We start from the raw sequence: 20,579 nt of genomic DNA, 5'->3' as shown, positions 1-20,579 counted from the left end.
ACCTCCTAGTTTTTCGGTTTAATTTCACCATCTTCAATCAGTACATCATATGAAATGTCTTCTAAATATTGATAGATTCGATTTCGATAATCTTGCCCTTTATCAACAATCACATCGTTATCAATATAAAAAGGATTAAACTTCATTTTCACTTGTTCTTCCTCAATGATAATACTTAACAATCCTGTTTCTGCAGTCGGGCCAGTAATGTAGTCAGGAAACAGGAAATTCCCTAGAGAATAAGCAATCGGCTTCCCGTCATAAAATTCAAAACCTTGAAGTACGTGAGGATGCGCACCAATGACAGCATCAGCACCGGCATCTATCATTTTCCTTGCATAATCTCGTTGATAATTTTCCGGTCGATTTGCACGTTCAATTCCCCAATGCATATACACTAAAACATAATCCGTATCTACTTTTTCTTTTTCTATAATATCTATGACTCTTTCTTCCTGATACCCGCTGGCAATACCAGGTTTTGTATCTGTAGCGTACCAAGAAACATCAGGTAATACTCTTGAAAACGCTAAGAACGTAACTTTTTGGTCATTTAGGACGACTGTATGTGACGCATAAGCTTCCTCGCTATTTTTACCAGCACCAACGAAATCAATACCATATTCTCTTAAGTATTTTATCGTATCTAGTAAACCTTCTTCTCGATAATCCATCGTATGGTTGTTTGCTAAAGAGACTAAGTCGAAGCCAGCGTTCACTAACCCTTCAAGCTTTATAGGATTCGCTTTAAAGTTATATTGTTTTCCAAACGAGTTGTTACTAGTCGTTATCGCCGTTTCTAGATTGGCTACTGCGTAATCTGCTTTTTGGATGTCCTCTTTGACGTTTTGAAATGGATAATCGACGCCTTTTGTATTGATCGTATTTTTTAACGACCATTCCATCATCACATCACCGACGAATATAATCTCAATCGGCTCTAATTCTTTTTGTAAAAATGCGGGGACAGCTTCTTCATTTAGCGGCCTTTCCACGCCCAACCCATCTGATTTTGACGCTAAATCTTTTGATTGTTTTTCCACCGTTGACGTTGCACTACATCCTACTAAAAAAAATACTATGAAAATAAGACCAAGTAGCTTTTTCACTCACTTTTCCCCTCTTTACCCTTATATTTATCTATTACTTTCATCATATCATCACATGTACGTTCTAGATATGTAAAAATTTTGTTTTTTTAGTAGGTTTTAATAAAAAATTGTATTGATCTTTCCCGAAAATTGTACAGAATCAAGGGATTTGCAGTTCTTTTTACATCGACATTTTTACCTATTCCTGATTTTTCATAATTTTCCCCTCTATCTATTATCCTAGAAACGGAATATGATTAGCTTATATTTTGCAAGATTACATTTAGGGGGACATCCATGAAAAGACTGTTTGCTTGTTTTATCGTAGTTTTACTCGTACTCATGTCATTACCAATTCAATCTATACATGCTTCTGGACAAGCTATTCAGCAGCCAACTGTTTCCGTTAAGTTGGTGAACTATTTAGGTAATGTTAATAATCTTTCCATCCAGTTTTCAGGAAACTACCGCTTAAATAATGAAGGAACGGTTGAAAGTGGAAAAACCTATCAATTACGTTTAGAAAACGGAAGAATTTCAATGTTTGACGGTGCTCACCGTATGCACAGTCTTACTGAACTGACTTTCACACCAGTTCAATATAATGAACAACATCTAATTAGAATTAATAACCGTCCCTACCTTGGAACAGTGCGCTTTGTTATAGAAGGAGCTTTCATTCGTCCAATCAACACTCTGCCCGTTGAAGACTATTTAAAAGGTGTGGTTCCTTCTGAGATGCCAGCTTCCTGGAATGTCGAAGCCTTAAAAGCTCAAGCGGTTGCAGCTAGAACTTATGTTATGTCCCAAGGTTCTAAAGTAATCGATGATACGATTAATTATCAAGTATATGCAGGTTACGCTTGGCACTTAAATAGCACAAGAGCCGTAAATGAAACGAGTGGACAAACCCTCACTCATAACGGTCGACTCATTTCTGCTGTCTATTCATCTAGTAATGGAGGGATTACTGAAGCAAACGGTAATGTTTGGGGCGGAACGAATCTACCCTATCTTCCTATAAAAGCTGATCCGTATGACTCGATTGCACCTTGGAATTTTACAATTAATAAAAATCAAATCGACCTTACTAATCGAGATTTAAGCAATCCGCAATTGTGGTGGTCTTCAACTAGAGAACGAGATACAACGATACCGAATAACATTAAAACCTGGTTATATCAAAATGGTTATCCAAATACGGAAATAAAAATTGTATCTATCCCTACGTTTAAATTTTCGGATCTAAAGACAACAGGTGGTCGTGTTCGACAAGGTGATATTACGGTAAACTTCTTAGTTCGCTCAATAGCTACCAATGATTTTGTTCGAAATACAGACGGAACCATTAGATTGCATACCGTTGAGTTTAAAAACACGACGGCACAACGTATGAGAGCCATGATTGGGATTAACTTAGTTCGGAGTTATCTAGTAGACTCTGTTGTTGAAAACGATACGTCTTTCATCGTAAATGGACGAGGTTTCGGCCATGGTGTGGGTATGAGCCAATGGGGTGCAAAAGGAATGGCAGACCGCGGATTTAGAGTAAATGACATTCTACAATTCTATTATCCTGGTACTACACTAACTCCATATATTCAATATGCACCAGCTAATACTGAAGCTGTAACTCCAAGTCAACCGGTGAGTCAGCCCGTTAGCCCGAGTCAACCATCTCCGGCTCCAGATTCCCAAGTAATTTCAGAAGTGAAACCGATTGAAATTAGTCATGCTCGAGCAGAATACGATGCTAGACATGATCAAGTCGTAGTTCGCTATACATTAAATCAAGATGCTTTAGTTACGATCACCGTTAGAGACGCGAATCATCGAGTCATCGCTACGTTGATCCGAGATGTGAACCGAAAAGCTGGAGACCTAGCTCAATTTTGGACCGTTGGATCTCATCCAAATGGAACGTATTCATTTACTATTGAAGCAAAAGGAGCAGAAAACCAATCCGTATTTGCAACAGTTCAGCAATCAGTTCAAAAGGTAGTTTCTCAACCTGTTACTAGTCATCCAACGACTCAGCAGCCTTCAGTCCAACCTGTTGCGAATCAACCGGCAACTCAGCAGCCAGCTGCACAACCGGTTGCGAATCATCCAGTAACTCAGCAGCCAGCTGCACAACCGGTCATGAGCCAACCAACAACTCAACAACCAGCCACTAGCCAACAGACTGTACAACAACCGACGACTCAACAGCCGGCACCAGCGCCAACGCCTCAGTCTGTGCAAGTGGCTCGCGTAGGTACACAAGTAACCGCGAGAGTCAATGTCAATGCTGCGAATATCCGCAGAAGCGCAACAACAACTTCTGCTATTGTCGGAACAGCTCGATTAGGTCAAAACGTTAATATCCTTGGACGTTCAGGTGACTTCTATCAAATCCAAACAGGTAAAACTCGAGGATTTATTCATGTCAATTTGCTCACACTCAATCAAACGTTAGCAGCTAACGGTCAAACTGCCGTGGTTATTAATGGTAGAGTTGCGAATGTACAAGGAAATCCAGTTGCCCGTAATAAGACATTGTACATTCCGCTTAAAGGTGCAGTAGAGAACTTAAATATGTCTTACAGCTGGAACAAATCAACGAACAATATTACCGTTAGAGATCCAAAAACAACACTCACCATGAAAGTGAACAGTAAGCAAGCAAAAGTCAATTCAAGGAACATTCGACTTACAAATCATCCTGAGATTTTGCACTCTAGAGTCTATGTTTCCATTCGAACATTGAATGAGACTCTTTCGACGAGATCGCATTGGGATACAAGAAATAGAGTAGTTTGGATTAGCAGGTAGAACACGTTTTAATTATTTCATATCTGTTGGGAATTTTTACTACATTTTGAGTATATGTCCATCACTTTCTACAAATAGTAGTACTGTATAAAGAAACCCAACAGGAGGTGTCCCAAATGGACGCACAACGTGCACAAGAAATTTCTTCTTCACAAAACATGAAAACAGTCACTTATAATGGTCAACAAGTTTACATTGAACATGTCGATCAGGATAATGAAATGGCAACCATCCACCCAATGGATGACCCAAATCAAAAAATGAGCGTTTCTGTTCGAAATTTATCTGAACAGTAATTGTAAAAAACAGCTTGAAAAGTGAGCTACTTTTCAAGCTGTTTCTTTTTTGTCGTTCATTTATAAAAATTTTCAAGGGGTTTACCATTTTATGCAATTATATAAACCAAAAGAACACTTAACTTCAATTTGATTTACATTGAGAGAAATAAATTACACCTGAACAACAATTTAGATTAGATTTTTACCATTTATTAGAATATTACTGTCCTAAACGACCTTTTACAGTTGAATTCTTCCACTAAATGGAATGTTTTTTACCTAAACGACTATTTACACTCAATTTCTACCACTTAATGGAAAATAACTTACCTAAACGATTGTTTACACTCAATTACTACCACTTATTGGAATATTCCTCACCTAAACGACTATTTACACTCAATTACTACCACTTATTGGAATTCCCCTCACCTAAACGACCGTTTATACTCAATTACTACCACTTATTGGAATATTTCTCTCCTAAACAGCTATTACTATATCCGTTGTATTCCACAATTTGCATTGACTCATTTTAAATGGCCAATAATCATTATGGCAGCTTAGTGCAACATTTCTACTTTTAATGATTGTCTCTAGGTTATCGCCCTGCCACTCCCACAAACATAACATAGGCTATTATGTATTCTTTCCATAACAAAACTTAGAGGAGTTGCTGCCTTCATGAATTATTACCCTTATTATCCGGCAAAGGTTCAACAACCGACGAACTACTATGATCCGTACTATCAAAACCACTATGGATCATCAGCACAAGGAGAACAAACAGACCAACCATCGATGACGAGACAACAACCGGACCTCCAACAACAAGTAAATCAACTGACGAGACAAAACCAAGAACAAGCAGCCGAATTAACTCGACAAAATGAGGAAATTGGCCGCATTAACAATGAAATTAGCCGTATCAATGAGGAGATTCGCCGCATTAACGGGGAAATTACTCGCTTAAATCGCAATGATGAACTGCATACAGATCGTTTAAATCGTCTAAATCAAAGGGTGCGGACGATTGAGCGTAACTTCAACATTCCAGTTACACCAACCAATGACGGATTTTAATAAAAAATACAGCAGCGCCCCTATGGCGCTGCTGCACTTTTCTTTGTTGCTCTTTTGACCAGCACTTTATTACTAAGTATTAGAGCATTTTAAATTATGAAATTCGCTTCGACTGTTCGACTAATTCATGTAATTTATTTTTACAGGTGATCTCCCTATCTTTATCTTGAGCTTTCATTGCTTCATGTAACTCCATTAATAAATAATTAATTTCTAACTCAATCATTTTTTCTTTCGTTTTATTAGGGATTGGCGCTGCTAATGTTTTCTGACTCTCTTCTGTTCTACGATTTTGAATCATTTGAAGGTCATGTTTTCTTTTTTCTAATCTTCTCTTTTTTCGTTCGTATACATTCTCAATGCCCATCATCTTTTTTCGTGCTTCAAACAATAATTCATTAAACGCAATGGAGAAGGTTCTCTCACTCGTTATAAGTTCTTCAATCGATAAGCGTAATGAATCTTTTTCTTCTTTAAATGGAAGCTGATAATGTTTGTCTCCATGAATAATTAGCGTTTTAAATCCTTCGTTTGTTACCCACTCATATGGATAGGCTTGCTCTATTTTTTCTAAAAAAGATTGTACTAATTTTTTATTCATATTTACTTCTATATTTGTAAAACGTCCAACAAAACTCATAAGATCACCTCTATGTCTTTTATGTCGTTATCCTTTATATCGATACCATACTGACAAATGACAAGGAAATACTAAGCTGAATTTAGTTTTCTTAATATTATAATAATTTATGAGGTTGGACTTGTCCATATACTAAATTTTGCTACCTTACATCGCTGTCCAAGAACGATGTAATCAAACTCACATACCTTTTAGGTCTCATTAGTAAAATCAATAATTCTTATATAATTACCTGAGTTATCTTGGTAGATCGCATATCGTCCTGGTGGTATATCAATTGGCTCTTTAACAAATTCGAGTTTATCTTTATTGTCTTTAAAAAAAGTATCTACACTATCAACTAAGAAAACTCCACCAGCTGATAAATCCTGTTCATCATCTTCAATCAATAGTTTCACATCTGAACCAGGCAAACTTAATGCCACAGTGTGTTCACCTTCTCGCCACGCCTCTTCAAAGCCTAGTGTATCAAGATAAAATGTAAGAGATTTATTAAGATCTTTAACGGGGTGATACAAAAATACTAGTTTCACGTTATTAAATTCCTCCTTTATTTTTGCTCTAGGATGCCCCTTACTCCCTATTGGTTAACGGTTTCTCCTAGATCTTTCCTCTAATATGAACAAAGCTATGCTTTTACTTTCGATATTGTCCTGCGTTTTTCCTCTAATGGAACAGAACCAATGATTTTACTAGTTTTTTAATAGATGGATCCGTATATTATCCCCTGTTATTAATTAGTTAGTTTCCTGACACTACTCCACTCGTAACTTCCTCACTATTTCTATAGGTACGAATTTTTTCATAGTCTCTTTCTTTGTTTACTTTATATACCACTTGGTGCTTTAGAGTTTCGTCTGAGTAGTTATCTGTTTCTTCTTCAATATAGTATATGTATAAACTTTCATCATCGGCATCGACACTAAACCCTGTAAAATGAATGGCCTTTTCACATTCAATGACGTTTTTCCCGTTTAACATCACATAAATCACTTCTTTTCCATCCATATAAAGATGAAGTCCATTTTCATCCTCTACACTTTTATAAAAGGTTCGAATATCTTTTTTTACACAGTTTAGTTCAATTTCAGAAAAAGTTAAATTCGAATTACAGCCAACCAAGAAGATAACAACGGCGAAAAGAAACAATATTTTTTTTCATTTTATTCCTACCTTTTATTTAGTTAATTTGTTTTTTGAATGGAAAACTTAATGGAGGTACTTATCGTCATTACGATAGCACCTCCACCTATATGGTAAGTAAGATTATATATCGGTTCGTTAAAAAGTGTACTCTATAACTTAATCAATCTTAAACTCCTTTATTACCTTGTAAGAAGCACCGTCCATTGGTGTCATCCATACCGAAAGAAAGTACTTTCCAGGATCTAGCTCTAACTCATTTAAATCGATCATGTATTCTAGCTTTTCGCCTTCTGTCAGTTCTTCTTCACCTAGAGCCTGAAGAAACATTGAGACACTAGAAAATAAAAACAATTCTTCGCCTGCTTCCGTCGAAACCGTATAATCGATTCGTTGTGAACTTGAAAACTCCATCGTAACAGCTTTATCCGATTGGTTCATCACTTCATAGTTGAAAATCAAAGGACTTTCTTCAACAAGACGTGTGGCCATTCCACCTTCTATTACTTCACTTCCTCCATGACTTGAGTCCTGACTCGCTTTTTCACTACCTAACCCACAACCCGTTAGCATCATTCCCAATACTAGTATGCTTACAACTAACTTTTTCATCATACTTCCCCCTTGTTTGTATCTATCTTATTTGACGTTATAAAAGAAAAAAAGTTTCATTAAATTTTTAAGCTTGTCCCCTTTTTAAAAGAATAGGAGAAAACCCCCTATTCAATAGACTCAGCTTAACAAAAAAGCAGGTGAAATGAGCATTTTCTAGTTAAAGGACTGAAAAAAGGTTTTTCCCCTAGTAAATAAACATTCTATCTACACGTTACTGTGGTATATTATCAACTTTTGCGATTTTATTTTTAACTTTGTATGGATTATTTTCAACTTCTATCGTTTTATTTTTAACTTTTATTATTTTATTTTCAATTTCACCTCGTTTATCGATTTCTCGACCTGTTCAGCCAAAACTCGACCCACACCACCCCGCCGCACGTACGTTATCAAGCTTCCCCCTCATATCAAGAGCACCGGCATTCACTCATCATACGGTTCGTGAATCAACTGATGAAACTTCAAGAACTCACCATCGTTCCACCATTCACGTGCAGCACTTGGCCAGTTACATACTTCGAATCATCTGAAGCTAAATATACATAAGATGGTGCTAATTCAAACGGCTGCCCTGGACGTTTTAACGGGACATCGGTTCCAAACGTTTTGACTTCTTCTGCTGAGAAAGAAGATGGGATGAGCGGTGTCCAAATCGGACCTGGAGCCACTGCGTTCACACGAATTTTTTGTTCAGCTAGATTTTGAGAAAGTGATCTTGTAAAGGCGACTACTGCTCCTTTAGAAGAAGTATAATCGATTAAAGTTTCATGACCCATATAGGGAACAACCGATGTCGTATTAATGATGCTATCTCCTTCTTGTAAATAAGGAAGGGCATATTTCGTCATATAAAAAAAAGAGTGGATATTCGTTTTAAAGGTTTCTTCCCACTGTTCAATTGAGATATCTAGTAAACTCTCTTGCACATATTGAACCGCATGATTATTCACTAGTATATCAATCGTCCCATACTGTTTAACGGTTTCGTTTACGATATATTCACAATGGGTTGGTTCTTTTAAATCGGCTATATAAAGAAGACATTGTTGTCCCAATTCCTCTACCCGTTTTTTCGTGCGAAAGGCGTCTTCTGTCTCATAGTCTTTAAAGTAAGGAATTACGACATTTGCTCCTTCTTTCGCAAAGGCAATCGCCACCGCTGCACCAATCCCACTATCGCCTCCTGTAATAATAGCGACTTTATCCTTTAATTTTTTACTTCCTTTATAATACGGGTTTTCTATTATCGGCTTCGGTTCCATTGGTCCTTCAATACCAGGATGAATGTCTTGTTCTTGTGGTGGGAATGAAATGAGCTGTTCCTCACAATGCTCTTTTGCACCAAAATATGGATACTTAGGATATTTATTTTGCATCTTATCCCCCCTAATTTAATAGTCGGTTCAATGCTTGAAAACTAGGTATTCACCTATGAATTCTATACTCTATTCAAGAGGGGTTTGTCCTGTGTATAATCAGCAATCCGAGTATTTTAATTTATGTTAACTTCTATGGTAACTTCCAAATAAAAAACCTAAGCTTATTTCAAATCAGCTCAGGTTTTCATTGTTTTATTCTTTTGTTTCTTTCTTTTTTTCAGCTGCTTCCACTTCTGCCAGTTTGGCAACAAGGATATGTTGTGGCATATGCATAATTTGTTCTAGCGGGACATTTAATGTCTTCGCTAACTTTTGTGCTGTATCTGCTGAGATTTGTAATGGTCTCATCTATAACCCTCCAAAGAAATTTTCATTTTTAAAACAAAAATATAGTACTAGTATATCATCTAACATTTAACAACCAAAGTTTGAAACTGGATCATTAAAATTTCCAATCTATAACTTTTAATAACCCGGTGAACTTCTTCAAGTTCACTAGTGGAAATATCTTGTAAGTCATCCATAATTTCTCTCAGCAACATCATCACCTATTATCTTCTAATAATAATGGGTAATGAAAGTATTTCACGATAAAACCATATTTTCCTGTTTTTAAGTTAAACAAAATTATTATTCTCTAAATTCATTTAATCTCGCAAAGAAGTCTTGTAAAAACTCATAAAATAATTGCTCTGTTGGAAGCAAGACTCGTTCGGTAGGCGTTATAACACCTACCGTTCGTGTGACATTCGGTTCGATTAACGGTATTTTTACAGTTGAACGCGGTAGGCTGTCTACTAGGGTCACTTCTGGCATTAGAGTGACGCCAAGTCCAGCTGATACCAGTCCTTTCAATGCATCGATATCGTCTCCTTCAAATGCAACATGGGGATGAAAACCGCGCTCCGTACAAGCATTGACGACAATATTTCTAAATACAAACCCTTCTGGTAATAGAACAAAAGGATCATCCTTTAAGTCTAGTAATTTGATTGAAGAGCGATCTGCCAGTGGATGGTGGATTGGCAAAAGCGCTACAACATTTTCTGTGAATAATATTTTGCTCTTTACTTTCTTTTCTTGCATCGGTACCGGACCAATTAATGCCATATTAAATTCGCCTTTTACTACCCCGTCAATTAAATCGCGATAAAGGGCCTGTTTCAGTTGGAATTTCGCATCGGGGTAATGTTTTCGAAATGCATAAATTGCAGTCGGTAACGTATACGCTGCTAAACTAATGGGGAAAGCTACACGTATCGTTCCTTTTTCGGGATCCAAATACTCGGCCACTTCCCGTGTTGCATCATCAATGACATTCATTGCATGCTTCATTCGCTCTAGAAACATTTTCCCAATAGGTGTTAACTTTACACGGCGCCCTTCTCGAATAAACAAGTCTACACCTAACTCGTTTTCTAAATTAAAAATTTGCCGACTCACAGCCGACTGTGCAACATGCAGGGCATCCGCTGCTTCTGTTACATGTTCTCGTTTTGCCACTTCCATAAAATATTTAATCTGTCTAATTTCCACAGAAAGACCCCCACTTTTTAATCCATCTCAAAAAAGCATGAACTTTATCGATTTTTGATATTGTTTAGATGATTATTTTAATTATAAAATAAATTACAGTAAAAAATCTAACAAACAAAAAATTGTTAATATACATATTTTTTATAATCTTTAGATATAAATTTTTGGGGGTAGGGGAATATGAAAACAATGGAGAAAATGAAGCAATCGTATACAAAAGAAGTTCAAGAGTATGTAGATGCAGTATACGAAAGCGTAAAAAAACGCAATCCAAACGAAGAGGAATTTTTACAAGCAGTTAAAGAAGTCTTTGACTCTTTAATTCCTGTGCTGGCTAAAAATCCACAATACATTAAACAAGCGATCCTTGAACGAATCGTTGAACCTGAAAGACTGATTTCGTTTAGAGTACCATGGGTAGATGATCAAGGTAATGTTCAAGTGAACCGTGGTTTCCGTGTTCAATTCAACAGTGCGATTGGACCATATAAAGGTGGATTACGTTTTCACCCATCCGTTAATGCTAGTATCATTAAATTCTTAGGGTTCGAGCAAATTTTCAAAAACTCTTTAACAGGCCAACCAATCGGCGGTGGTAAAGGTGGATCTGACTTTGACCCGAAAGGAAAGTCTGACGCTGAAATCATGCGCTTCACCCAAAGTTTCATGTCAGAGCTTAGCCGCTATATTGGTCCTGACATTGATGTTCCAGCAGGAGATATCGGTGTAGGTGCTCGAGAAATCGGTTATATGTTTGGACAATACAAAAAAATGCGCGGCGGTTACGAGGCAGGCGTACTAACTGGAAAAGGTATCGGATACGGTGGTAGCTTAGCTCGTAAAGAAGCGACTGGATATGGAACTGTTTACTTTGTTGAAGAAATGTTAAAAGATAAAGGTTTAAGTTTTAAAGACAGTGTAGTAACTGTTTCTGGATCAGGAAATGTTTCTATTTATGCGATGGAAAAAGCAATGCAATTAGGTGCAAAAGTAGTTGCATGTAGTGACTCTGGCGGTTACATTTACGATAAAAACGGAATTAACCTAGATACCGTAAAACGTCTTAAAGAAGTTGAGAGCAAGCGTATTAGTGAGTATGTAAAAGAACATCCAGAAGCCCTTTATTTTGAAGGCTGTACTGATATCTGGTCTATCCCTTGTGATATCGCACTTCCTTGTGCAACACAAAATGAAATAGATGAAGAAGCAGCAAAACTTTTAGTTTCTAACGGTGTAAAAGCTGTTGGTGAAGGTGCTAACATGCCATCGACTTTAGAAGCAATTGAAGTTTTCTTAGATCAAGATGTATTATTTGGTCCTGCAAAAGCAGCTAATGCTGGTGGAGTGTCTGTTTCTGCACTAGAAATGGCTCAAAACAGCATGAGACTTTCTTGGACATTTGAAGAAGTGGATGCAAAACTTCATGAAATTATGAAAAACATTTATCGTGAAAGTGTAAAGGCTGCCGAAGAATACGATGCTCCTGGTAATCTTGTAGTCGGTGCCAACATTGCTGGATTTGTAAAAGTAGCAGATGCGATGATCGTTCAAGGTATTATCTAATCAAATACAATGAAAAGCTGATGAGATCGACTCTCATCAGCTTTTTAATTTTGTCTCTTCTTTAGGTTATGTTGTAATCCCCTACAACTTCCCTTCTCGGATCCACTGCCATATTTTATACGTACCGAATAAAGCAACGATGAATACTCCGATAAGACCGATTACCCAAATCGTCAACATATTTAACTCTTGTAATCCTTCTGCATTTAAAATAATAAAAATTAAAATTCCAATAAACATGAGCCATGTCATTACAATAGGAACAATGTTAATGACTCGTAAAAATCTACCTTCATTCATAACATTCCCGCTTTCTATTCATATCGTTTTTAGATCATTGGATGATAAAATACACTTTTTTAATCTTAACATACCTCCCCTATGAATGAACACACTCCAAAGAAATTTCAGATTTCGCTTATATATAAAAAAAATTATAAATTACACCCTCTCAATCTTAACCTATTTCACTTTTCTTCCATTCCGGCCTATTCACGTATTGAGCTTCTTACATAGTATGTACTATCCGCTTAAGGAAGGTGGTGAAATTATGAGTTACTACGGAGGTTACGGCTGTCACTTCGGTTATGCTCCTGTAGCTGGTGTTGCTCATCACGCGCCAGGAACAGGTTTCGCGTTAATCGTTGTATTATTTATCCTACTCATCATTGTAGGAACTGCGTTTACGCACAAGAAGTATTAATTTGAAGAAAAGAAACTTCTCTCCTTTTAAAGAGCGTCAATGAAAGACGCTCTTTATTTGGTGATTTGAAGTTTACACTTCAACATTGTGTATTGCGGTACAGGATGATTATTCGCGGGGTACATAGTATAATTGATTATTATTTAATGGCTCTTATTAATTCTATTGAACACTAGATCAGAACATTTGACACGACTTTTCGATATAAATTTTGATCACAATACTATAATTACTGAGATTGCCTTGATAAAAAAGAGTCAAATATTTCATAGGAGCTTTAAAAATGCTTAAAAAAGGATTAGCTAATTCTGACATACAGAGAATTTTAAATGCACTGCCATTTGGTGTACTGATCGTTGATGCAAAAGGAGAATTTTTACATATCAATTCAAAAGTTTATGATATTTGGGGTGTCGATCCTGCAAAATGGGATAAACACACGGTGTATGGAGAGTACGAAGGATATTATAAAGGTACAGATGAAAGGATATCAAAAGGAGATTGGGCGGTTATTAGAGCAATAGAAAAAGGAGAAACGTCATTTGGTGAAGTCATAGATATTCAAACATTTGATGGACGAAAAGCAACGATATTAAATTCAGCTATCCCCCTTTTTACAGATGGTGGGCACATTGATGGCGCTGTACTTACGATCTCAGATATTACAGAGGTAAAACAACTTGAAATTGAATTAAATATCCATAAAAGGTACCTATCTGAACTCGTCGAGGAAAAAACAAGAGAGCTTAAAGAGAAAAATGAAAAATTGAAACAAGAAATTCTCGAAAATGAACGGCTCCAAAAAGAAAAACGACAGATGGACCAATTGCATTTAGTTGGTGAAATGGCTGTCGGCTTTGCACATGAAATACGAAACCGGATGACGACCGTTAAGATGTTTTTACAATTATTAAGTCATACTAATATACCCGAACAAGAGAAAAAACAAATGATTTCAACAGTGCTATTAGATGTTGATCAGGCCAATGCAATTATATCCGAGTTTGTTATGCTTGCTCACAATAAAAAAGTTGAGCTCCGCCCTAATAATCTCAATAAGACTGTAAGAGACTGCATTTCGAAAATACAATCTGAACTTGGAGTTAACGCTAGCCGTTTCAAGTTCATTAAAAAAGACGCAATCCCCCATATTTGTTTCGATGAAAATGAAATTTCACAGCTTATCATGAACATAATTAGAAATGGACTAGAGGCAATGGAAGATGATCAAGTTTTAACCATTGAAACTCTTTTTAATGAAAATGAGATTTTGCTATTGATTAAAGATGAAGGTCAAGGAATACATCCTTCCATTCTAGATAAGATTGCTACTCCTTTTTTCACAACCAAAGATCATCACATCGGTCTGGGCTTGTCAAAATGTTATAGTATTGCCGAGAGAAACCATGCGACGATTACTTTAGACACAGGATCGAATGGGACAACCATAACGGTTACATTTTTAAAACCTTCGACCTATCCTCACTGTTAGGTCGTTAGCAATTAAAAACCTAGGAAACTCGATCGCTTCCTAGGTTTTTTTATGATTAATTTATTTCGCCACGGCTGCATATAAATACTCATCAACAGCTGTCGCGACTTCTCGTCCTTCATTGATCGCCCAAACAATCAGGCTTTGGCCTCTTCGTGCGTCCCCAGCTGCAAACACACCATCGACATTCGTCTTGTAGTCGCCGTATGCTGCATCAATTTTATCATTCTTCGTTTCGACACCGAATTGTGTTAGTAACGGTTGTTCTGTACCTTCAAATCCGATCGCAATAAAAACGTGTTGAGCCGGCCATACTTTTTCACTACCCGGAATTTCTTCAAAGTAAAAGTTTCCGTTTTCATCTTTTAATTTTTCCATTTGAATCGTTTGCAATTCTTTTACATTTCCATCTGCATCTGCAACGATCTTCTTCGTTTGAATGGAGTATTGACGCGGATCGTTACCGAATTTTGCTGCCGCTTCCTCGTATGCATACTCTAAAGTGAACACATTTGGATAAGCTGGCCACATGTTATCTTCTGTGCGCTGTTCTGGTAATCTAGGGTGCTTACCGAATTGAACGACACTGCGACAATTTTGACGAAGCGCTGTAGCGACACAGTCTGCTCCTGTATCTCCCCCACCGATGACGATGACATCTTGATCTTTTGTATCAATGAACTTCCCATCAGTGAAGTTTGAGTCAAGCAAGCTCTTTGTTGTATCTGTTAAATAGTCCATTGCAAAATGAATGCCGTTTGCTTCCCTACCTTCAATCATGAGATCACGTTGCTTTTGTGCACCAGTACAAAGGATAACAGCATCATATTGAGCACGAAGTTCTTCTGCTGTAATGTCTTTTCCTACTTCTGTATTTGTCACAAATTCAATGCCTTCTTGTTTGAGTAATTGAATACGGCGCTCAACCACTTCTTTTTCAAGCTTCATATTGGGGATACCGTACATCAGCAATCCACCTGGACGATCGGCACGCTCATAAACAGTTACTGAGTGCCCTTTTTGGTTAAGCATATCAGCACTTGCTAACCCAGCTGGACCTGATCCGACAATCGCCACTTTTTTCCCTGTACGCTTTTCTGGAATTCGCGGGGTAATCCAACCGTTTTCAAACCCTTTATCTATGATCGTACGCTCTATATTTTTTATAGAAACGGCCGGATCTGAAATCGCAACCGTACAGGACCCCTCACAAGGAGCCGGACAAACTCTTCCTGTAAATTCCGGAAAGTTGTTTGTCATCATTAGGCGGTCTAACGCTTCTCTCCATCTGCCACGATACACTAAATCATTCCACTCTGGAATTAAATTATGAATGGGACAACCAGTCGTAACTCCTTGTATTTCCGTTCCCATGTGACAGAAAGGAGTGCCGCAATCCATGCAGCGGGCTCCTTGCTGGCTTAATAATTCATCCGAAAAAATCGAGGAATACTCTTTCCAATCGCTTACTCGTGCAAGTGGATTCTTTTCTTTTGGCTTCTGGCGCGAATACTCCATAAATCCTGTTGCTTTTCCCATGTCTCCCTCTCCTTTCTACTGACCTACAACTTCTAGTTTTTTAGCAGATGTTTTGGCTTTTTTCTCTTGAGCAGCATTGGCTTGGAAAGCTGACATTACCGCTTGGTCATCTGTTAATCCAGCTTGTTTCTGCTCTCGGATGCTTTCCATCATGCGTTTATAGTCTTTGGGAATCACTTTTACGAACTGTTTTACATATTGATCCCAATTGTTAAGGATTTCATTTGCTTTCTGACTTCCGGTATACCCTAGGTGTTTAGAAATCATTTCACGAACTTCATTTACATCTTCATCTATAACTAATGTTTCGAATTCAATCATTTCTTCGTTGCAAAGTGATTTGAACTCGGCCGCATTTTCCGGTAATACATAAGCAATTCCACCAGACATCCCAGCAGCGAAGTTTTTACCGACTTCACCTAAAACGACGATACGTCCACCGGTCATGTATTCACAGCCATGGTCACCGATACCTTCGACAACGACATGGGCACCACTGTTACGAACCGCAAACCGCTCTCCAGCTTTACCGTTGATATAAGCTTCTCCACTCGTTGCTCCAATAAAAGCAACATTACCTGCGATGACATTTTCTGACGCATTGAATGTGGATTCTGCTGGTGCTTTTACAATGACCTTTCCACCGGATAAACCTTTACCGATATAATCATTTACATCCCCTGTTAACTGAAGTGTCATTCCGCGTGGAACAAACGCACCAAAGCTTTGACCCGCTGAGCCTGTAAAGCGAAGTGTAATCGTATCTTCCGCAAGACCTTTTTCACCGTAATACTTTGAGATTTCACTTCCGACAATCGTACCGACAACACGTTGTACATTCGTAATTGGGAATGAAGCATCTACTGGCTTGTTATTTTCTATGGCTGACTGCACGACAGGTAAAATTTCTTGAATGTCTAATGATTGGTCGATTTTATGGTTTTGTGATGTTTGACGAATACGCGTACCTTCTGGTTGATATAAAAGCGTTGATAAATCAAGGTGTTTTGCTTTCCAATGCGATTTAGCTCGCTCGCTTACTTCTAGCACATCTGTACGCCCGACCATTTCATCCATGGTTCTAAACCCAAGCTCAGCCATTAGTTCACGAACCTCTTCAGCAACAAAACGCATATAGTTCACGATATGGTCTGGGTCACCTGTGAATTTGTCTCGAAGCTGTGGATTTTGTGTTGCGACACCAACTGGACATGTATCTAAATGACAAGCACGCATCATAATGCACCCTAAAACAACAAGTGGTGCCGTTGCAAAAGCAAATTCCTCAGCACCGAGGATCGCTGCCATCACAACATCTTTTCCTGTCATCAGCTTCCCGTCCGTTTCAAGCACCACACGATCACGCAAGCCGTTCAACATTAACGTTTGATGGGCTTCTGCAAGACCAAGCTCCCACGGTAATCCCGTATGCTTAATACTTGTTTTTGGCGAAGCTCCAGTACCACCGTCATATCCACTAATAACGATAACGTCTGCTGCCCCTTTTGCAACACCTGCTGCAATCGTTCCAACACCCGCTTTTGATACAAGCTTGACACTAATTCTTGCATCACGGTTTGCATTTTTCAGATCATGAATTAACTGTGCTAAATCTTCAATCGAATAAATGTCATGATGAGGCGGTGGTGAAATTAAGCCAACACCTGGTGTGGAACCCCGAACTTCAGCTACCCAAGGGTACACTTTGTTTCCTGGAAGCTGACCACCTTCACCTGGCTTCGCTCCTTGGGCCATTTTAATTTGCAATTCATCAGCATTCACTAAATAATGACTTTTTACACCGAAACGACCCGATGCAATTTGTTTAATCGCACTGCGGCGGTTGTCACCTTTTTCATCCGTGGAGTAACGGCTTGGATCTTCTCCGCCTTCACCGCTATTACTTTTTCCGCCGATACGGTTCATCGCAATCGCTAACGTTTCATGGGCTTCTTTACTCAATGAACCAAAAGACATTGCGCCTGTTTTAAAACGACGCACAATCGAGTCCACTGATTCCACTTCGTCGATTGGCAACGACTGACGATTTGGATTAAAAGCAAACAAGTTGCGTAGGAAGCCGATTCTCTCTTCATTCGCCATTTTCGAATACTTTTTATATAAGCTATAATCCCCCTTACGACATGCCCATTGAAGAGTATGGATCGTTTGTGGATTAAACGCATGGAATTCGCCGTCTTTTCTCCATTGGAAGTCACTACCTGACTCTAATGATGAATTACTCATCTCCTGGTACGCCTTCTCATGACGGACGACAGCTTCTTTTGCAATCGTCTCTAAGTCGACTCCACCAATTTGAGAGGCGGTGCCTGTAAAATAACGATCCACTACTTGCGCACCAATACCAACAGCTTCAAAAATTTGAGCACCACGGTAACTTTGTACCGTCGAGATCCCCATTTTTGACATCACTTTAACAACGCCTTCTGTTACACCTTTTACATATTTTCTAACCGCTTCGTCATAGCTAACTGCTAAACTACCATCAGCGACGACTTGTTTGTAAGTTTCAAATGTTAGGTAAGGATTAATCGCATCGACACCGTAACCGATTAATGCCGCAAAGTGATGAACCTCTCTCGCTTCACCTGTTTCTGCGATTAAACTTACTTTCGTGCGTAATCCTTGACGAACCAGATAATGATGAAGTGCACTTCCAGCAAGTAATGCAGGGATCGCTGCTTCTTCTTCGTTCATGTTTCGATCTGATAATATTAATAGACATACTCCATCTTGGATCGCTTGTTCAGCTTTAGCAAACATTTGCTCTAGGGCACTTTCTAGATCGGTTTTGAAAAGAGTATCAATCGTTACACTTTGGAACTTCCGATTTTTATTCGCTTTTAATTGCTCGATCTCACCGTTAGTTAAAACCGGCGTATCCAGTTGAATACGATAGCAATTTTCTTGATTTGGATGAAGGATATTTCCTTCTGTACCTAAATAGGATACCGTTGCTGTGACTAGTTGCTCACGGATCGAATCAATTGGCGGGTTCGTTACCTGTGCAAACGTTTGTTTAAAATAATTGAACAGGGACTGCGGACGATCTGATAAGACCGCTAATGGACTATCATTCCCCATCGAACCAATGGGATCTTTTCCTTCGTTAATAATCGCAATTAAATATTTTTGAACATCCTCATACGTATAACCAAAGGCTTTTTGACGTACGACCAAGTCAGAAACAGGCTGCTCATTTTCTTCTGCTTCCTCATCTAATTTAACAAGCTGCTCTTCTAACCATTGTTGATACGGTTCTGCACTTGCCATTTCCGACTTTATTTCTTCATCTGAAATGATGCGGCCTTCTTCTAAATCAATGAGAAGCATTTTTCCTGGGCTTAAACGATCTTTATAAACGACGTTTTCAGGCTCGACATCAATGACACCAACTTCGGATGAGAAAATAATGTAGTCATCTTTTGTGACATAATAGCGTGCCGGGCGCAGACCATTTCGATCTAAAATCGCTCCAATTTGCTTACCATTTGTAAATGAAATGGCTGTCGGTCCGTCCCACGGTTCCATTAGACAGCTGTGATACTCATAAAAAGCTCGTTTTTCTTTTGACATATGCGGGTTTTCTGACCACGGCTCTGGAATTAACATCATCGCAGCATGTGCCGGCTTGCGTCCAGCTAGCACGAAAAACTCTAATGCATTATCAAGAATAGACGAGTCACTTCCATCAGTATCTAAGATCGGTAAGACTTTTGGTAAATCTTCACCGAATGCTTCAGAAATAAATTGTTGTTCACGAGCTTTCATCCAATTTACATTACCTTGTAGCGTATTAATCTCTCCATTATGAATAAGGTATCTGTTCGGATGCGCTCTCTCCCAGCTCGGGAACGTGTTTGTACTAAAGCGGGAATGCACTAAAGCAAATGCCGACGTAAACTCCTCATCTTGTAAATCCAAATAGAAAGCATCTACTTGTTCAGGAGTTAACAAGCCTTTGTATACGATCGTTTGACTTGAAAGGCTGGCAAAGTAGAAACGCGTATCTTGTTCTTTAGCAAAGCGTTCTGCTTGTTTGCGAATAATGTATAGTTTACGTTCAAATTCAATATCTTCTTTAACGTTATCATTGGCACCGATAAACACTTGGCGGATCATCGGACAAGTTGCTTTCCCACCTTCTCCAAGTTGTGTTGGATCAACAGGAACCGTTCTCCAACCTAATAACGTCTGACCTTCTTTTTTAATAATTTCGTTGATACGTGCTTCGATTTCGTTCCGTTCAACATCGTTGTTTGAGAAAAAAATCATACCGACCCCGTAACGACCTTTTTCCGGCAAATTCATCTCAGGGCAAACTTTTCGAAAATATTGATCTGGAATTTGCACCATCAAACCAGCCCCGTCACCAGTAAGCGGGTCACTTCCTTGTCCGCCACGATGATCTAATTGACAAAGCATTCCTAGACCTTTTTTTACAATATCATGTGTTGCAAATCCTTTTATATGAGCGTATAGACCAATTCCGCACGCATCGTGTTCAAACTCCGGTCGATATAGACCTTGCGCTTTTGGCAGATAATTGTATGTCATATATTCTCCCCCTTTTGTTTATTTCACGTTTGAATTTTTGTATAGTATTATTTTAGGTTTTCAAATCGATATAAACAATATATGATTTAGATAGAAACCATCTCGAATCAATATAGATAGGAGTG

17 protein-coding genes are annotated in these 20,579 nt (G+C 38.3%); 6 read left to right on the top strand and 11 right to left on the bottom strand.

What is annotated here, in order from left to right; translation table 11 throughout:
* Positions 1 to 5 precede the first annotated feature (5 nt).
* Positions 6 to 1,109 (bottom strand): CapA family protein, encoded by a 1,104-nt coding sequence (locus AC2VNP_RS19465; protein WP_486918934.1) that lies wholly within the window; start codon positions 1,107 to 1,109, stop codon positions 6 to 8.
* Between the two features lie 279 nt (positions 1,110 to 1,388).
* On the opposite strand from AC2VNP_RS19465, the gene AC2VNP_RS19460 reads away from it, so the two are divergent.
* The 3 genes from AC2VNP_RS19460 (at position 1,389) to AC2VNP_RS19450 (ending at position 5,266) form a co-directional block, all read left to right on the top strand.
* Entirely contained in the window at positions 1,389 to 3,905 is a 2,517-nt protein-coding gene (locus tag AC2VNP_RS19460) for a SpoIID/LytB domain-containing protein (protein ID WP_486918933.1), read from the top strand.
* Positions 3,906 to 4,021: 116 nt separating this feature from the next.
* Positions 4,022 to 4,201: a small acid-soluble spore protein H gene (locus AC2VNP_RS19455; RefSeq protein ID WP_486918932.1), complete on the top strand. Its 180-nt coding sequence runs from the start codon at positions 4,022 to 4,024 to the stop codon at positions 4,199 to 4,201.
* A 666-nt stretch (positions 4,202 to 4,867) separates the two neighbouring features.
* A complete protein-coding gene (locus AC2VNP_RS19450; protein ID WP_486918931.1) occupies positions 4,868 to 5,266 on the top strand; it encodes a hypothetical protein in 399 nt (132 codons plus the stop codon).
* A 94-nt stretch (positions 5,267 to 5,360) separates the two neighbouring features.
* Here AC2VNP_RS19450 and AC2VNP_RS19445 read toward each other — a convergent pair whose 3' ends face one another.
* The 7 genes from AC2VNP_RS19445 to gltC all read right to left on the bottom strand — a co-directional run bounded on the left by AC2VNP_RS19445 (position 5,361) and on the right by gltC (position 10,579).
* Positions 5,361 to 5,906: a hypothetical protein gene (locus AC2VNP_RS19445; protein ID WP_486918930.1), complete on the bottom strand. Its 546-nt coding sequence runs from the start codon at positions 5,904 to 5,906 to the stop codon at positions 5,361 to 5,363.
* A gap of 191 nt (positions 5,907 to 6,097) precedes the next feature.
* Positions 6,098 to 6,439 (bottom strand): VOC family protein, encoded by a 342-nt coding sequence (locus AC2VNP_RS19440; RefSeq protein WP_486918929.1) that lies wholly within the window; start codon positions 6,437 to 6,439, stop codon positions 6,098 to 6,100.
* A gap of 208 nt (positions 6,440 to 6,647) precedes the next feature.
* Positions 6,648 to 7,028 (bottom strand): hypothetical protein, encoded by a 381-nt coding sequence (locus tag AC2VNP_RS19435; protein WP_486918928.1) that lies wholly within the window; start codon positions 7,026 to 7,028, stop codon positions 6,648 to 6,650.
* A 180-nt stretch (positions 7,029 to 7,208) separates the two neighbouring features.
* The gene (locus tag AC2VNP_RS19430; protein WP_486918927.1) at positions 7,209 to 7,664 is read right to left on the bottom strand and encodes a BsuPI-related putative proteinase inhibitor; all 456 of its coding nucleotides are present in this window, start codon (positions 7,662 to 7,664) and stop codon (positions 7,209 to 7,211) included.
* A 461-nt stretch (positions 7,665 to 8,125) separates the two neighbouring features.
* Positions 8,126 to 9,040 (bottom strand): SDR family oxidoreductase, encoded by a 915-nt coding sequence (locus AC2VNP_RS19425; protein WP_486918926.1) that lies wholly within the window; start codon positions 9,038 to 9,040, stop codon positions 8,126 to 8,128.
* A gap of 195 nt (positions 9,041 to 9,235) precedes the next feature.
* Positions 9,236 to 9,391 carry a YycC family protein gene (locus tag AC2VNP_RS19420; RefSeq protein ID WP_418199315.1) on the bottom strand — a complete coding sequence of 52 codons (156 nt, stop codon included), beginning with the start codon at positions 9,389 to 9,391 and terminating at the stop codon, positions 9,236 to 9,238.
* A gap of 282 nt (positions 9,392 to 9,673) precedes the next feature.
* Positions 9,674 to 10,579: a glutamate biosynthesis transcriptional regulator GltC gene (gene gltC / locus AC2VNP_RS19415; RefSeq protein WP_486918925.1), complete on the bottom strand. Its 906-nt coding sequence runs from the start codon at positions 10,577 to 10,579 to the stop codon at positions 9,674 to 9,676.
* A gap of 180 nt (positions 10,580 to 10,759) precedes the next feature.
* Between gltC and gdhA the strand changes: the two genes are divergently transcribed.
* A complete protein-coding gene (gene gdhA, locus AC2VNP_RS19410) occupies positions 10,760 to 12,142 on the top strand; it encodes an NADP-specific glutamate dehydrogenase (RefSeq protein ID WP_486918924.1) in 1,383 nt (460 codons plus the stop codon).
* Between the two features lie 81 nt (positions 12,143 to 12,223).
* Here gdhA and AC2VNP_RS19405 read toward each other — a convergent pair whose 3' ends face one another.
* Positions 12,224 to 12,442 carry a hypothetical protein gene (locus AC2VNP_RS19405; RefSeq protein WP_486918923.1) on the bottom strand — a complete coding sequence of 73 codons (219 nt, stop codon included), beginning with the start codon at positions 12,440 to 12,442 and terminating at the stop codon, positions 12,224 to 12,226.
* Positions 12,443 to 12,692: 250 nt separating this feature from the next.
* Between AC2VNP_RS19405 and AC2VNP_RS19400 the strand changes: the two genes are divergently transcribed.
* Both AC2VNP_RS19400 and AC2VNP_RS19395 read left to right on the top strand, forming a co-directional pair.
* Positions 12,693 to 12,845, top strand: a complete 153-nt coding sequence (locus AC2VNP_RS19400; protein ID WP_486918922.1) for a YjcZ family sporulation protein — start codon at positions 12,693 to 12,695, stop codon at positions 12,843 to 12,845.
* Positions 12,846 to 13,128: 283 nt separating this feature from the next.
* A complete protein-coding gene (locus AC2VNP_RS19395; RefSeq protein ID WP_486918921.1) occupies positions 13,129 to 14,337 on the top strand; it encodes an ATP-binding protein in 1,209 nt (402 codons plus the stop codon).
* Between the two features lie 60 nt (positions 14,338 to 14,397).
* Here AC2VNP_RS19395 and gltD read toward each other — a convergent pair whose 3' ends face one another.
* Complete coding sequence (gltD, locus tag AC2VNP_RS19390; protein WP_486918920.1) at positions 14,398 to 15,876, bottom strand: glutamate synthase small subunit; 1,479 nt, start codon at positions 15,874 to 15,876, stop codon at positions 14,398 to 14,400.
* 15 nt (positions 15,877 to 15,891) lie between these two features.
* Positions 15,892 to 20,454: a glutamate synthase large subunit gene (gene gltB, locus AC2VNP_RS19385; protein ID WP_486918919.1), complete on the bottom strand. Its 4,563-nt coding sequence runs from the start codon at positions 20,452 to 20,454 to the stop codon at positions 15,892 to 15,894.
* Positions 20,455 to 20,579: the final 125 nt, after the last annotated feature.

Source organism: Alkalihalobacterium sp. TH-98 (genome assembly GCF_057473385.1).
This window is presented reverse-complemented; position numbering and strand designations above follow the sequence as displayed.